The sequence below is a fragment of the Georgenia satyanarayanai genome, from assembly GCF_900116375.1.
GTDB classification, from domain to species: Bacteria; Actinomycetota; Actinomycetes; order Actinomycetales; family Actinomycetaceae; genus Oceanitalea; species Oceanitalea nanhaiensis.
The window spans coordinates 135,565-150,141 of sequence record NZ_UETB01000008.1; the positions used below are offsets into that span (position 1 = coordinate 135,565).

General features: G+C 73.9%; 9 protein-coding genes. 6 read left to right on the forward strand and 3 right to left on the reverse strand.

Annotation, left to right across the window (positions count from 1 at the left end):
• Nucleotides 1-92 precede the first annotated feature (92 nt).
• The 3 genes from DSZ44_RS11830 (at nucleotide 93) to DSZ44_RS11840 (ending at nucleotide 5,381) form a co-directional block, all read left to right on the forward strand.
• Nucleotides 93-3,317, forward strand: a complete 3,225-nt coding sequence (locus DSZ44_RS11830; protein ID WP_220035177.1) for a sugar-binding protein — start codon at nucleotides 93-95, stop codon at nucleotides 3,315-3,317.
• A 178-nt stretch (nucleotides 3,318-3,495) separates the two neighbouring features.
• Complete coding sequence (gene iolG, locus DSZ44_RS11835) at nucleotides 3,496-4,512, forward strand: inositol 2-dehydrogenase (protein ID WP_110852833.1); 1,017 nt, start codon at nucleotides 3,496-3,498, stop codon at nucleotides 4,510-4,512.
• Nucleotides 4,509-5,381 (forward strand): TIM barrel protein, encoded by an 873-nt coding sequence (locus DSZ44_RS11840; protein WP_110852834.1) that lies wholly within the window; start codon nucleotides 4,509-4,511, stop codon nucleotides 5,379-5,381. Before iolG ends, DSZ44_RS11840 begins: the two co-directional genes overlap by 4 nt.
• A gap of 35 nt (nucleotides 5,382-5,416) precedes the next feature.
• On the opposite strand, the gene DSZ44_RS11845 is transcribed toward DSZ44_RS11840, so the two are convergent.
• The 3 genes from DSZ44_RS11845 to DSZ44_RS11855 are packed head-to-tail and all read right to left on the reverse strand — an operon-like array spanning nucleotide 5,417 to nucleotide 7,829.
• Complete coding sequence (locus DSZ44_RS11845) at nucleotides 5,417-6,124, reverse strand: GOLPH3/VPS74 family protein (protein ID WP_258369454.1); 708 nt, start codon at nucleotides 6,122-6,124, stop codon at nucleotides 5,417-5,419.
• Entirely contained in the window at nucleotides 6,121-6,840 is a 720-nt protein-coding gene (locus tag DSZ44_RS11850) for an ABC transporter permease (RefSeq protein ID WP_110852835.1), read from the reverse strand. The genes DSZ44_RS11845 and DSZ44_RS11850 overlap by 4 nt, the downstream gene beginning before the upstream one ends.
• A gap of 32 nt (nucleotides 6,841-6,872) precedes the next feature.
• Nucleotides 6,873-7,829, reverse strand: a complete 957-nt coding sequence (locus DSZ44_RS11855; protein WP_110852836.1) for an ABC transporter ATP-binding protein — start codon at nucleotides 7,827-7,829, stop codon at nucleotides 6,873-6,875.
• A gap of 272 nt (nucleotides 7,830-8,101) precedes the next feature.
• Here DSZ44_RS11855 and DSZ44_RS11860 point away from each other — a divergent pair, with 272 nt between their 5' ends.
• From DSZ44_RS11860 to ligD, 3 genes are all read left to right on the forward strand, one after another.
• Nucleotides 8,102-10,828 (forward strand): ATP-binding protein, encoded by a 2,727-nt coding sequence (locus DSZ44_RS11860; RefSeq protein WP_110852837.1) that lies wholly within the window; start codon nucleotides 8,102-8,104, stop codon nucleotides 10,826-10,828.
• 189 nt (nucleotides 10,829-11,017) lie between these two features.
• Complete coding sequence (locus DSZ44_RS11865; protein WP_258369455.1) at nucleotides 11,018-13,339, forward strand: amidase family protein; 2,322 nt, start codon at nucleotides 11,018-11,020, stop codon at nucleotides 13,337-13,339.
• A gap of 136 nt (nucleotides 13,340-13,475) precedes the next feature.
• A complete protein-coding gene (gene ligD, locus DSZ44_RS11870; protein ID WP_110852838.1) occupies nucleotides 13,476-14,543 on the forward strand; it encodes a non-homologous end-joining DNA ligase in 1,068 nt (355 codons plus the stop codon).
• Nucleotides 14,544-14,577: the final 34 nt, after the last annotated feature.

Genomic DNA, 14,577 nt, shown 5'->3' on the forward strand with positions numbered 1-14,577 from the left:
CGCCCGTGCGCGGGGTCGTTACGTTGGCTGCCCACGGCCCGGTGACGGGCCTCACGCGCGGACGAGGCCGTCTGCCCGGCCAGGAGGTACTCGTGAAGAGACGCGTAGCCGCAGCCGCCCTCGCTGCATTGGTGCTCGGCGCCCTCATGCCCACGGCGGCGGGGGAGGAGCTGCCACCGCTCACGGTGGACGAGCCCTCGATCGCCACGGAGGTGGAGCCGAACAAGATCGACGTCATGGGCCTCTGGGCCCACCCCGACGACGACGCCGGCTTCACCACGCCCTGCGGCGTCTGGCACGACCGGTACGACGTCCAGTGCGGCATCATCATGCTCACCCGCGGCGAGGGCGGGTCGAACTCCGTCGGCGACGAGGCCGGCCCGGCGCTCGGCCTGCGTCGCGAGAACGAGGACCGCGCCTCGCACTACCGCTCCGGCACCGTCGACATCTACAACATCGACGCCGTCGACTTCTTCTACAACACCAGCGCGGCCCTCACCGAGGAGGTGTGGGGCTCCGAGCGCGTCCAGCGCCAGGTGGTCCACGTCATCCGCCAGACCAGGCCGGAGATCCTCACCGGCTTCTCACCGGCACCCGCCGGACACGGCAACCACCAGTACGCCGGTCGCGTGATCTGGGAGGCGGCGCAGATGGCCGCCGACCCCACCGCCTTCCCCGAGCAGCTCACCGGACCCGACGCCGTCGACGTCTGGCAGGTCAAGGTGATCACCTCCGGTGCGAGCACCGCGGGGGAGGGCGGGACCGACGGGCCGAGCTGCAACGCCGGCTTCGTGCCCGCCCCGACCAACCCCTTCACCGTGGTCGGCACGTGGAGCGGCTACCCCTCGCCGTACACGTGGCTGCCCGGCAACGTCCAGGGCCAGGAGCCCGGTAGCGCGCAGACGTGGGCGCAGGTGGGCCGCGAGGGCAACCGCGCCCACCCCACGCAGGCGCGCACCAAGCACACCGGGATCTGGGAGCCGCAGTGCCTGCGCTACGGCATCGCCCACTCCGAGGTGCCCTTCCAGCCGAACGGCTCCCCGGAGAACGCCCGCGACGACGCCATCCTCTTCGGCTCGGTCATCGCCGACCCCGGCGGCATGCCCCTCGGCTCGACCTTCTCCTTCGACGTCGCCGACAACTTCCAGGCGCCGGGCGTGCCCTTCGACGTCACCGTCGAGAGCCGGGCCGGCAGCGGCACCATCGCCGCCGGTGACGTCACGCTCGAGGTCCCCGTCGGCTGGACGGTCAGCGAGCCGCAGCGGCTCGGACCGATCGGCACCTCCGCGGAGTCCGGCGTGACCTTCACGGTGACGCCGGCCGAGGACGCCGCCACCGGGCGCCACCGTCTCGCCGCGCGCTTCGACAACGGCACCGTCACGGCCTACAACGACACCCGCGTCGACATCGTCCCCGGCGTCGAGGGCCGCTTCGAGCGCTGGGGCAACTTCGCCGAGTACGACGAGTGGGCCGAGGCCTTCACCTACGTCTCCGGCCGCTCCCCGGCGGAGACCCGCATCGGCGCCGGCGAGACCATCACCGTCCCTGTGGTCGTCACCAACCGGACGACGGAGGCGCAGGACGGGGAAGTGACCCTCACGGCCCCCGCGCCGCTGGAGGTGGCGCCGGCGTCCGTCCCGTTCGCCGACCTGGCCCCGGGCGAGGACACGACGGTGGAGCTCACCCTCACGCACCCCGACCCGTCCGCCCCCGGCGGCCAGACGGTCGACGTGCCGATCACGACGACGACGGCCGGCTCCACGAGCACGGAGAACCTCGTGGTGCGTGTCGTCCCGACCACCGTCGTCCCGGAGGCGGGAGAGGCACCCGCCGTGGACGGCGAGGAGGACGCCGGCTACGGCGAGCCGATCGACATCGGCCGTCGCTGGGAGGGCGCGGAGTGCGATCCGGACGGGACCGACTGCGGCGCCGGCAGCTACGCCCGGCTCGCCTGGTCCGAGGACGACCTCTACGTCCTCGCGCACGTCGTCGACGACGTCGCGAGCGCGGCCGCCACCCCCGAGCGCTGCTTCGGGCACTGGCTCGTCGACTCCGTCGAGGTGCTCCTCGACCCGCAGGCGACGTCGCGCGACACCTCGACAACCTTCAAGACCGGCATCATGCCCTTCACCGACGACCCGACCGGCGCGGCCGGCAACGGCCCGGACGGGCCCTGCTGGAGCAGGGACGCCGACGCCCACCAGGGCTTCTCCTCCGGCCCCCTCGCGGACACCGTCGAGGAGGCGCCGAACTCGCCCGGCCAGGAGGTCGCGGTGAGCGTGGCCCGCGGGGCGGACGGCAGCTACGCGGGCGGCTCCTACACCGTGGAGACGAAGATCCCGCTGGCGAACCTGCCCGCCGCCGTCGGGCCGACGAGCACGGCACCGACCGGTGACGCGACGACGAACGACGTCGACCCGCAGTTCCTCGGCCTCAACGTCACGCCCTACGACTCGGACAACCAGGACTTCATCGGGGAGACCCGCACGGCGTGGTCGCCCTTCGGCAGCCAGCAGTCCGAGCCCTACCGGTGGGGCCACGCGTACCTCGACGACTACGAGCCGCCCGCCGACCGGCCCACCGAGCCCGCCGACCCGGTCATCCCCGACACCGCGCTCATGGGCGTGGAGTCGCCGCAGACGATCTACCAGTCCGCGGTCCGCGGGGTGACGATCTCGGGCCTGCCCGCGAGCCACGGGCTGACGGTCGCGGACGTGGAGATCGACGACCCGTCGGTCACGCTGTCGCTCGACGCGACCGAGGCCGGGACGGTCCGCGCCTTCGTGTGGCAGGGCGACCTCGGCATGGTGCCGGTGTGGGTGTCGAGCTGTGAGGGTGACGAGCTCGGCTTCTCCGCCTGCTCGGAGGAGGACGGCGCCGCGGCGCCGTGGGCACCCGACATGGGTGGCCGGCTGCTCGGCGCCGGGACGACCGAGGTGGCACCCGGGACCGACACGCTCACCGTCGAGATCGGCGACGACGCCCTCGACGCGCTGCGTGCCGACGGCTCGGTGCTCGTGTCCTTCCAAGCCGCCGACGGCGGGGTGGACGCGTGGCACTTCCCCGTCGTCGAGGGGGAGGTCCCCACCGAGGAGCCCACGGAGGAGCCGACGACGGCGGAGCCCACGCAGGAGCCGACGTCACCGGCCCCGACCGACGGGCCCACGACGCCGGGTGAGCCGACGACGCCTCCGGCCGCCGGCGGTCCGCTGCCGTCGACCGGTGCGGACGTCGGCACGGTCGTGCTCGTCGCCGTGCTGCTCGCCGTCGCCGGCGGCGCCGTGGCCCTGGTGGCCCGCCACCGCCGCTCCCGCTGATCGGGTGGGGACGCCCGGACGGGCGTCCCCACCCTCTCGCCGTCGTCACCGTCCCCGTCGCGGGCGGTGGCGTCCTCTGTTGCCGGTCGGTGGAAGGATGCACCGTGGCCGCTCGTGGCCACCCTCCAGGAGCCCCGAGCGTCCCCTCCACCACCGACGCCCCGAGAGGACCCCCCCAATGGTGAGGATCGCCGTCATCGGCGCGGGCCGGATCGGCACCGTCCACGCCGCCACCGTCGCCCGGCACCCCGACGCCGAGCTGGTGCTCGTGCACGACCCTGTCGGCAACGCCGCCGAGCAGCTCGCGGCCGTCCACGGCGCGCGCGCCACCCACGACATCGACGCGGTCTACGAGGCCGACGACGTCGACGCCGTCATCGTCGGCTCCCCGACGCCCGTCCACGTCGAGCAGGTCGTGGGCGCGGTGCGCGCCGGCAAGGCCGTGCTCTGCGAGAAGCCCGTCGACCTCGACCTCGCCCGGGTGGACGAGTGCGTCGTCGCGATCGCCGGCCACGAGGACCGGGTGATGGTCGGGTTCAACCGCCGCTTCGACCCGACCTTCGCGGAGGTCCACGCTCGCGTCCGGCAGGGGGAGATCGGCCCGGTGGAGCAGCTGACGATCGTCAGCCGCGACCCCGCACCGCCCTCGCCCGAGTACGTCCGCACCTCCGGGGGCCTCTTCCGCGACATGACGATCCACGACCTCGACATGGCCCGGTACTTCCTCGGGGAGATCGTCGAGGTGAGCGCCGTGGGCCAGCGCCTGGACCCGGCCTTCGCCCACCTGGAGGACGTCGACGGCGCGGTGACGACCCTCGTCGCCGCCAGCGGGGCGGTGGCCACCATCATCAACTCCCGGCACTGCGCGAGCGGCTACGACCAGCGCCTGGAGGCCTTCGGCCCGCTCGGCGCGCTCGAGGCGGTCAACCCCGGCGCCACCTCCGTGCGTCACTCCTCGGCGACACGCACCGGTGCCTCCGGGCCGTACCTCGGCTTCTTCCTCGAGCGCTACGCCGCGGCCTACAGCGCCGAGCTCGGCCACTTCGTGGACGCCGTGCGCACGGGCCGGGCGCCCTCGCCCACGATCGAGGACGGACGCGCCGCGCTCGTGCTGGCGGACGCCGCCACCCGCAGCGCCGCCACCGGTGAGCGGGTCCGCCTGCCCACGACCGCGACGACGAGGAGCCACCCATGAGGATCGCCGGAGCCCCCATCAGCTGGGGCGTGTGCGAGGTCCCCGGCTGGGGACACCAGCTGAGCCCGGACCGCGTGCTCACCGAGATGGCGGGGCTGGGGATCACCGCCACGGAGTTCGGCCCCCAGGGCTGGCTGCCCGAGGCGCCCGCCGAGCGGGCGCGGGCGCTGGCTCCCTACGACCTGGCCGCCGTCGGCGCCTTCGTCCCGGTCGTCCTGCACGACCCGGGCCACGACCCGGTGCCCGAGGTGGACCGCGAGCTCGACAGCTTCGAGGCGGCCGGCGGGGACGTCCTCGTCCTGGCCGCGGCCTCGGGCCAGGACGGCTACGACGAGCGTCCCGCGCTCGACGACGCGGGTTGGGCCGCGCTGCTGCGCAACCTCGACCGGCTGACCGAGCTCGCCGCCTCCCGCGGCGTGCGCGCCAGCCTGCACCCCCATGTGGGGACGATGGTCGAGGGGGAGGAGGAGGTCCGCCGGGTCCTCGAGGGGTCCGCGGTCCCGCTGTGCCTGGACACCGGCCACCTCCTCATCGGCGGCACCGACCCGGTGGCGCTGGCGACCGAGCACGCCGCCCGCATCAACCACGTGCACGTCAAGGACGTGCGCCTGGACCTGGCCCGCCGCGTCCAGCAGGGGGAGACGACGTACACCGACGCCGTGCGCCAGGGCATCTACACGCCGGTCGGCACCGGCGACGTCGACTTCGCCGCCATCGTCAGCGCCCTCGACGCCGCCGGCTTCGACGGCTGGTACGTCCTGGAGCAGGACGCCATCCTCACGGCCGAGCCGCCGGAGGGCACCGGCCCCCTCGAGGACGTGCGCCGCTCGCTCGAGCGCCTGCGTGGCCTCGCCGGGCAGGCCCGGTGACGGTCGGTCATCGCCATGCCGCGCGTCCGGCCCCGCTAGGCGTGTGGTGACGCGGCGGCGCTGACGGCGACGAGGTAGGCCATCACGCTGCGGCTCACCGCCTCGGCAGCCGCACCGGCTTCCCAGCGGCCGTCCTTGAGCGCCTCCGCGCGGGCGATCACCGGCCCGGTCCACGGAAGGTGCGGGTGGAGCTGGGGCAGGGTGCCACTGGCGTGGAGCAGCGCGGCGAGTGCGGCGACGCGCGGGGTGGGGGCGGCGCCGTCGACGAGGACGGCGCGGAGCTCGGTGAGCAGCGCCGGCCGACGGCCCGTGGCGCCCTCCTCGAGCACCCGGACCGAGAACAGTCCGAGCGCCCTGCGGGTGCCGCGGCGGAGGTCACCGCGCTCCACCAGACGGTCCAGCAGCGGCCCCCGCAGCGTGGGGCCGGTCGCCGGCAGGACCGTCTGCACGCCGCGGGGCTTGTCGGAGACGTAGTCCCAGCTGTCGCGCAGCAGGTGGTCCGCCGGCGGGCGGTCCCGGACCGCAGACACGGTCGTGGAGCCCATCCGCCCCGTCCCGGCGCGGACGTGCCCGCCCAGCCCGAGCTCGGCGAGCACCGCACCGGCGAGCACGTAGGAGAGGGTGCCCTCGCCGGCGATCGTTCCCGACCCGGGCTGGAACAGGAGGAGGAGCAGGTCCTCCGCCAGTGTCCGGTCGGCCGGGACGGGCATCGTGTTCGGGCCACTCGTCGGTGCAGCTCTCATCGGCGCGGCTCCCAGCGGAAGAACCGGGTGGCCAGCGCGACGGCGACCCAGACCCAGGCGAGGGTGGGGGCGAGCAGCAGGAGCGAGTCACTGAGCGGGTAGCCCCCGTTCCAGGCGTGGACCACCAGCTCGGTGGCTGCCCCGCCCGGGAGCAGCCGCTTGAGCAGCGCGAGCTCCTCGGCGCCGGTGACGCCCACCCAGATCGCGACCGCCACGATGCCCAGGCTGACCGGGAGCGTGGTGATCTGCGCCCGCTCGGAGGAGCTCGTCACCCCGGCGGTGGCCATCCCGAGGCCGAGCATCATGGCGAAGGAGGCGGCGCTGGCCACCACCAGGAGCGCGATGTTGGCCGGCACGTCGCTGACGACGGCGAACGCCACGAGGACGAGGCCGACCTGGACGAGGGAGATCACGGTGATCGGGAGCACCAGCCCCGACACGATGGCCGAGTCGGTGGCGGCGGTGGACCGCAGTCGCTTGAGGAAGAGGTTCTGCCGGCGGGCGGCGAGGGTGGTCACCACGGTGGCGTAGAGGCTGAAACCGGCGAGGGTGAAGATGAGCAGGACGGCGATGTAGCCGGAGCCGCCCGCGTCGGCGAACAGGTCGCGGTTGTAGATGAAGAAGATGCTGGCGGCCAGCGGCATGATCAGGCTGGTGAACAGCGCGGTGCGGTCCCGGAAGAGCTGGATGAGCTCGCTGCGGGCGATGGTCAACATGAGGGGTCCTTGTCGGTGTAGCGGGGTCAGGGTCAGGAGGGGACGGGCTCGGAGTCGATGGCCCGGAAGACGTCGTCGAGCCGCGTGGGTGCGGCCGACAGGTCGAGCAGCTCGACGCCGTTGCTCTCGGCCCAGTCGAGGAGCCGCTTGAGCTCACGCTGCAGCTGGTAGGTCTCCAGCTGGTAGGCCGCGTCGCCCGCCGGGGCGGTCGCCAGCGGCGGGGTCGGGGTGTCGGGGGGCAGGGTGAACCGGATCGACGCCGGCAGCGTGCGGGTGAGGTCGGCGACGGTGCCCTGGTGGCGGAAGGTGCCCCGGTGCATGAGGCCGATGCGGTCGGCGCGCTGCTGCGCCTCCTCGAGGTAGTGCGTGGTGAGGATGACGGTCGAGCCGTCCTCCCGCAGCCCTTCGACGACGTCCCAGAGGGCGTCGCGGGACTGGATGTCCAGGCCGGTGGTGGGCTCGTCGAGGATGATGAGCTCCGGTTGTCCGTAGACGGCGGTGGCGAAGTCCAGACGTCGCTTCTCGCCCCCGGACAGCTGCTCCACGCGGGTGTCGGCCTTGCGGGTGAGGTCGACGGCGCCGAGCACCCGCTCGACGGTGTCCGAGCGGCCGGTGAGCCGGCCGATGAGCCGGATCGACTCGGCGACCGTCAGGTCGGCGGCGAAACCGCTCTCCTGGAGCATGATCCCCATCCGGGGACGTACCGCGGCACGGTCCGTGGGGCTCTTGCCGAACACCCGCACCGTGCCGGAGGAGGGCGTGCGGTGTCCCTCGATCACCTCCAGCGCCGAGGTCTTGCCGGCGCCGTTCGTGCCGAGCAGGGCGTACAGCTCTCCGCGCTGCACCTGGAAGGACAGGTCCTTCACCGCCCGGAAGTCGCCGTAGTCGACGTTCAGTGACTCGACCTCGACGACGGGCCCGGCGGCGGCGCCCCCGAGGAGGCCGCGCGTGGTCGATGCGGCCGTCCTGTCGGTGAGCTGGTGTTCCATGATGGTGACCTCCTGGGTCGGTGTGGGTGCTGTAGGTGGAGGTTCGCACCGCCGGTGGTGTCTTCGCGTCGGTGGGACCCACCGCCGTCGCGCCACCTGGCGCGGGCACGGACCGACCGCGGCGGAACCGGGTCCGCAGCGCGTCGACCTGCGGCGTCGGGCCGGCCAGGGCCACCGTTCCGGCCGGGCGCGACGGGTCGGCCGGGTAGTGTTCGCGTCGGTAAGAGCTACGTAGGGCGGACTCGGTCGGACGCGGATGGAGGCCGGACCTGATGCACCTCGTGGGCCGGCGCGCGGAACGTGACGCGGTCGAGCAGCTCCTCGCGCTGGCCAGGTCCGGACGCAGCGGGACGCTCGTCGTCCGCGGCGAGGCCGGGATCGGCAAGACTGCGCTGCTCGAGCACGCCCGTGACGCGGCCGGCCCCGAGTTCCGGGCGGAGACCCTGGTGGGGGTGGAGGCCGAGGCACAGTTCGCCTTCGCCGGCCTGCACCAGCTGTGCGCGCCACTGCTGAGCGAGGTCGGCCCGCTGCCGGCGCCGCAGCGGACCGCCCTCGAGGTGGCCTTCGGTCAGCACGCCGGTGCCGCGCCGGACCGCTTCCTCGTCGGCCTGGCGGTGCTCAACCTCGTCGCCGAGGCCGCCGAGGAGAGGCCGCTGCTGTGCCTCGTCGACGACGCCCAGTGGCTCGACGAGGCGTCGGCGCAGGTGCTGGCGTTCGTCGCGCGGCGCCTGGCGGCCGAGCGGGTGGCCATGGTCGTCGCGGTGCGTGACGGCCCGGCGGCCGGCGTGTTCGCCGGCCTGCCCGAGCTGCGCGTGGGAGCGCTCAGCGACGAGGAGGCACGCGCACTGCTGAGCTCCGGGGTGCACGCCCCGCTCGACGCCGGGGTCCGCGACCGGATCCTCGCCGAGTCGCGCGGCAACCCCCTGGCGCTGGTGGAGCTTCCCCGGAGCGCGCCGCCCGCACAGCTGGCCGGCGGGTTCGAGCTGCCCGACCCCGCGAACGTCCCCCGCCGCGTGGAGGAGAGCTTCCGGCGTCGCTCGAGCGGCCTGCCGGTCGAGACCCAGCAGCTGCTGCTGGTGGCTGCGGCCGAGCCCACGGGCGAGGTGTCCCTGCTGTGGCGTGCCGCGGCGCACCTGGGGATCGCGGTCGACGCAGCCGCGCCGGCGGAGGCGGCCGGGCTGCTGGAGATCGAGAGCCGGGTGCGGTTCCGCCACCCGCTCGCGCGCTCGGCCGTGTACGGCGTCGCCACTCCCGCCGACCGTCGTCGTGCGCACCGTGCGCTTGCTTCCGCCACCGACCCCGCCCGTGATCCGGACCGGCTCGCGTGGCACCGCGCACGGGCGGTGCTCGGCGTCGACGAGGAGGTCGCCGGTGAGGTGGAGCGCATGGCCGCCCGGGCACGCGACCGCGGCGGGCTGGCTGCCGCGGCCGCCTTCCTCCAGGAGGCCGCAGAGCTGTCCCCGGAGCCCGCCCAGCGAGCACGGCGAGCCCTGGAGGCGGCGCAGGCCAAGTACGGGGCCGGGGCGCCGGAGGCCGCACTGGAGCTCGTGACGGTCGCCGAGGCGAGGCCGCTGGGCGTCTCGGACCGCGCCCGCCTCGAGCTGCTGCGTGCCCAGGTCGCGTTCCACCTGCGACGGGACCGAGAGGCGCCGGGGATGCTCCTGCACGCGGCCCGGATGCTCGCGCCGCTCGATCCGGCGCTCTCCCGCGAGACCCACCTCCACGCTCTCGACGCCGCCATCCTCAACGGCGGGGACGCGGTGGGCATCGCCGAGGCGGTGCAGGCCGCACCCGCCCCGCAGGTCCCGGCCCGGCCGGTGGACCTCCTCCTCGACGGCCTCGCGACGGCGTTGACGCAGGGGTACGCGACGGGCGTGCCGCCGCTGCGGCGCGCCCTGGAGGCGTTCCGGGACGTCGTCCACACCGCCTCCGAGGCGGGCCGCCACGACGACGCCTGGCTGTGGCTCGCGGGGCGCACCGCGGTGGGGCTCCTCGACGACGAGCTCGTCCACGCCCTGGCCACCCGCAACGTCCAGCGGGCGCGCGCCACCGGGGCGCTCGCGGCGCTCCCCACCGCCCTCAACCTCCTGTCGATCACCTCGGTCCTCATGGGGGAGCTCGTCCGGGCGGCCGAGCTGGCCGCGGAGGCGTCGGCGATCACACAGGCGACCGGTGGTGTCCAGCTCCCGCACGCACGGGTCATCCTGGGAGCGTGGCGGGGCGACGAGGCCGCGACGACTGCCCTCACCGTCAGTACCGCCGAGGACGCTGCCTACCCCGACGGGAGCACGGACGCCGCCCAGGCCCAGTACGCCCTGGCGGTCCTCCACAACGGGTTGGGCAACTATCCGGCTGCGCAGGAGGCCGCGATCCGGGCCTGCGGGTCGCCGGAGCTGGCGCTCAGCAGCTCGAGCCTCCCGGAGTACGTCGAGGCGTGCGCCCGTGCGGGCCAGCCTGCACTGGCGGCGTCCGCGGTCGACCAGATCGCCTCCCGCGCCGCGGCGAGCGGTACGCGGTGGGCCCTGGGGACGGCGGCGGGCGCGCGAGCGCTGACGACTACCGGAGCCCGGGCCGAGGAGCACTACCGCGAGGCGATCCACCACCTCCAGGGGTGCCGGATGGGCGCGTACACCGCCCGTGCCCGCCTCGTCTACGGTGAGTGGCTGCGCCGCGAGGGCCGGCGCAAGGACGCCCGCGAGCAGCTCCGGGCCGCCCACGAGAGCCTCTCGGAGATGGGTGCCGAGGCATTCGCCGCTCGCGCGGCCCGCGAGCTGCAGGCCACCGGGGAGTACCCACGTAAGCGGTCCAGCCAGCCGACCGACACGCTCACGCCCCACGAGCTGCACATCGCTCGGCTGGTGGCCACCGGCGCGACGTCGCGCGAGGTCGGCGCCCAGCTGTTCCTCAGCCCGCGCACCATCGAGGCCCACCTGCGCAACATCTTCGGGAAGCTCGGCATCACGTCCCGTCGGCAGCTGCGGGAGCTGTCCCTTCCCTGATGCCGCCGGCCCGGCCCTGATGCCGCCGGCTGCTCGTCACGTGTTGGAAACAAGGGCTCACACGCCCGAAACGGACGGCGAGCATGCTTCCGGTCAACGGTCGCGCGTGGCGGCCGACGACTCAGGGAGATGCCCATGCATGTCGAGTTGCAGTCAAACCCACCGAGCAGACGCAGAGCCGTCACGCGCGTGTCGGCAGCCGTGCTCGCCGCGTGCGCCGTCGCAGCCGTGCCGGTCACGGGAGCCCTCGCCGCCCCCACGCCCGCGATCGCCGCCACGTCGGTCCACGAGGAGATCCCCCTCGACCTCGCCACGGCCGGCATCCAGGAGATCCAGGCCGCCCTCGCCGCCGGTGAGCTGACCTCGGTCCAGCTGACCCGGGCCTACCTCGAGCGTATCGAGGCGTTGAGCATCGAGGGGCCGGCGCTCAACGCGGTGCGGTCCATCAACCCGGCCGCCCTCGAGCAGGCGGCACAGCGCGACGACGAGCGCGCCGCCGGGACCGTGCACGGGCCGCTCCACGGCATCCCGGTGCTGCTCAAGGACCTCATCGACGTCGCCGGCATGGCCACGACCGCCGGCTCGGTGGCCCTCGCGGACTCCTACCCGGCCGCCGACGCGCCGGTGACGGCTGCCCTCGAGGACGCCGGGGCGATCATCCTCGGCAAGGTCAACCTCACCGAGTTCGCCAACTTCATGACCAGCGGGATGCCGGGCGGGTACAGCTCCCTCGGTGGCCAGGTCCTCAACCCCTACGACGCCAGCCAGAGTCCGAGTGGCTCCAGTGCCGGGTCCGGCTCCGCGGCCGCCGCCGCGCTGGCCACGGTCACCGTCGGCACCGAGACGTCCGGCTCGATCCTCAGCCCCTCCCGGGCGAACTCGAACGTCGGCATCAAGCCGACCGTCGGGCTCATCAGCAGGACGGGCATCGTGCCGATCTCGGCGACGCAGGACACCGCCGGGCCGATGACGCGCAGCGTGTACGACGCCGCCGCGCTGCTGACCGGCATGGTGACCGTCGACCCGGAGGACCCGGCGACGGCGGGCAACCCGAGCGTCGGCGTCGACTTCACCGAGTCGCTGTCGACGACGGCCCTGGAGGGCACGCGCCTCGGGTACGTCGAGTCCGACGACCCCGTCTACGCCGCGGCCCTGGAGACGCTCGAGGAGCAGGGCGCCACGCTCGTGCCGGTACAGGTCGGGCGCTCCTCCGCCGGGAGCATCCTCACCAGCGAGTACAAGCGGGACATCAACGCCTACCTGTCCCGGCTGCCCGCGGACGCCCCGATGAAGACGTTGAGCGACATCATCGAGTACAACACCGAGCACGCGGACGCCGCGCTGAAGTTCGGCCAGACCCTGCTGCTCGCCTCGCAGGAGGTCGACCTCGAGGACCCGGACACCTACGCCCAGTACACCGCTCAGCGTGACCAGCTCGTGAGCGAGTCGCGCGAGGCGATCGACTCCGCGCTCGAGGAGAACGACGTCGAGGCGATCGTCTCCGCCTCGGCGACGACCGGGACGGCGGCAAGTGCCGGCTACCCCTCCGTCAGCGTGCCCGCCGGCTATGCGGCGAACAACCGCCGCCCGGTCAACATCGTCTTCCTCGGCACCGCGTGGAGCGAGGCGGAGCTGCTCGCCCTGGCCTCGGACTACGAGGACGCCGCGCAGGCGTGGCGCTCGCCCGAGGAGACCAATCCTTCGCTGTTCCGGTGCACCGGCATCAGCGAGGAGACCGAGTGGGACGACTCGTGCGCCCAGAACCCCCCGAGCTGGCCGGAGGAGCCGGAGCCCGAGGTGCCCGGCATGCCCGAGGAGCCGGCGCCCCCGCGCACGGGCTTCTTCCTCAACGACGGCTGGGACGCGTGGGCCGACCACGTCTTCCGCTACGGCCGGTTCACCGACGAGGTCCTCATCGGGGACTGGGACGGGGACGGGACCGACACCATCACCCTGCGCCGCGGTCGCGAGTTCCACGTGTCCGACGCCCAGCGCGGCGGCGACGCCGACCGCACCTTCACCTACGGCCGCGCCGGGGACGTCGTCCTCGTCGGCGACTGGGACGGTGACGGCATCGACACGCTGGCCGTGCGACGCGGCAACGAGTACCACCTGAAGAACAGCATCAGCGGCGGCCCGGCCGACGTCGTCGTCCGCTACGGCAAGGCGGATGACGCCGTCGTCGTGGGGGACTGGGACGGACGACGCGGCGACACCCTGGCCGTGCGCCGCGGGGCGACGTACCACGTGAGGAACAGCGTGACGGCGGGCGACGCCGACGCGGTGATCACCTACGGCCGGGCGGGGGACACCGTCCTCGCCGGGGACTGGGACGGTGACGGGGTAGACACCTTCGCGGTGCGCCGCGGGGCGACCTACCACGTGAAGAACAGCCTCAACGGTGGGGACCCGGACCTGGTGCAGACCTACGGGCGCACCGGTGACGAGGTCTACGTCGGTGACTGGAACGGCGACGGGACCGACACGCTCGGCGTCCGCCGCGCTCCGTGATGACGCGCTGACACACCAGCGGCAGCCTGCCGAGGAGGCCCGCATCCGTCAGGGTGCGGGCCTCCTCCAAGGGGCCGTGCACCTCGCCTGCCGCCGAACGGTGGGCCGCAGCGGGTGAGGGCGGTAGCGTCTGGCCATGGCACCGACGAAGAGCCCCGCCGTCGAGATCGACGTGGCCGGCCGGCCTGTGCGGATCACCAGCAGCGACCGGGTGATCTTCCCCGAGCCCGGCATCACCAAGCGCGAGGTCGTCGACTACTACCTCGCCGTCGGGGACGGGATCCTGCGCGCGCTCCACGAGCGGCCGGTCACCCTCGAGCGCTGGCCCAAGGGCGTGCGGGAGGGGATGAAGCGAGCCACCCGCAGCGACCCGCACGGTGACGCGTTCTACCAGAAGCGGGTGCCCGCCAAGGGGGTGCCGGACTGGATCGAGACGGTCGAGATCGCCTTCCCGAGCGGCCGCACCGCCGACGAGCTGTGCCCCACCGAGCTCGCCGCCGTCGCCTGGGCCGCGAACCTCGGCACCATCACCTTCCACCCGTGGCCGGTGCGGCGCGGGGACGTCGACCACCCCGACGAGCTGCGCCTCGACCTCGACCCCCAGCCGGGCACCGACTTCGCCGACGCCGTCGAGGTTGCCGCCGTCGCGCGGGAGTACCTCGCCGAGCTCGGCTGGCGCGGCTTCCCCAAGACCTCCGGCAACCGGGGCGTCCACATCTACGTCCGCATCGAGCCGCAGTGGGACTTCACCCAGGTGCGCCACGCGGCGATCGCCTTCGGCCGCGAGCTCGAGCGGCGCATGCCGGGGAAGGTGACGACGAACTGGTGGAAGGAGGAGCGCGGGGAGACGATCTTCGTCGACTACAACCAGAACGCCCGCGACCGGACGATCGCCAGCGCCTACAGCATCCGCCCGATCGCCCACGCCCCGGTGTCCGCGCCGGTCACCTGGGACGAGCTGCCCGACGTCGACCCGCGCGACCTCACCGTCCGCACCATGCCGGCCCGCTTCGCCGAGCTCGGTGACCTCCATGCCGAGATCGACGGCGTCGCCCACGACCTCACCCCGCTCCTCGAGCTCTACGCGGAGCAGGAGGCCGAGGGCCACGGGGACATGCCGTACCCGCCGGAGTACCCGAAGATGCCCGGCGAGCCGGCGAGGGTGCAACCATCCAGAAAGCGCCGCGATTCTGCGGAAAAGTAGCCGGTAGGAGTGCGTGGCGGTCCTAGCATAGCGC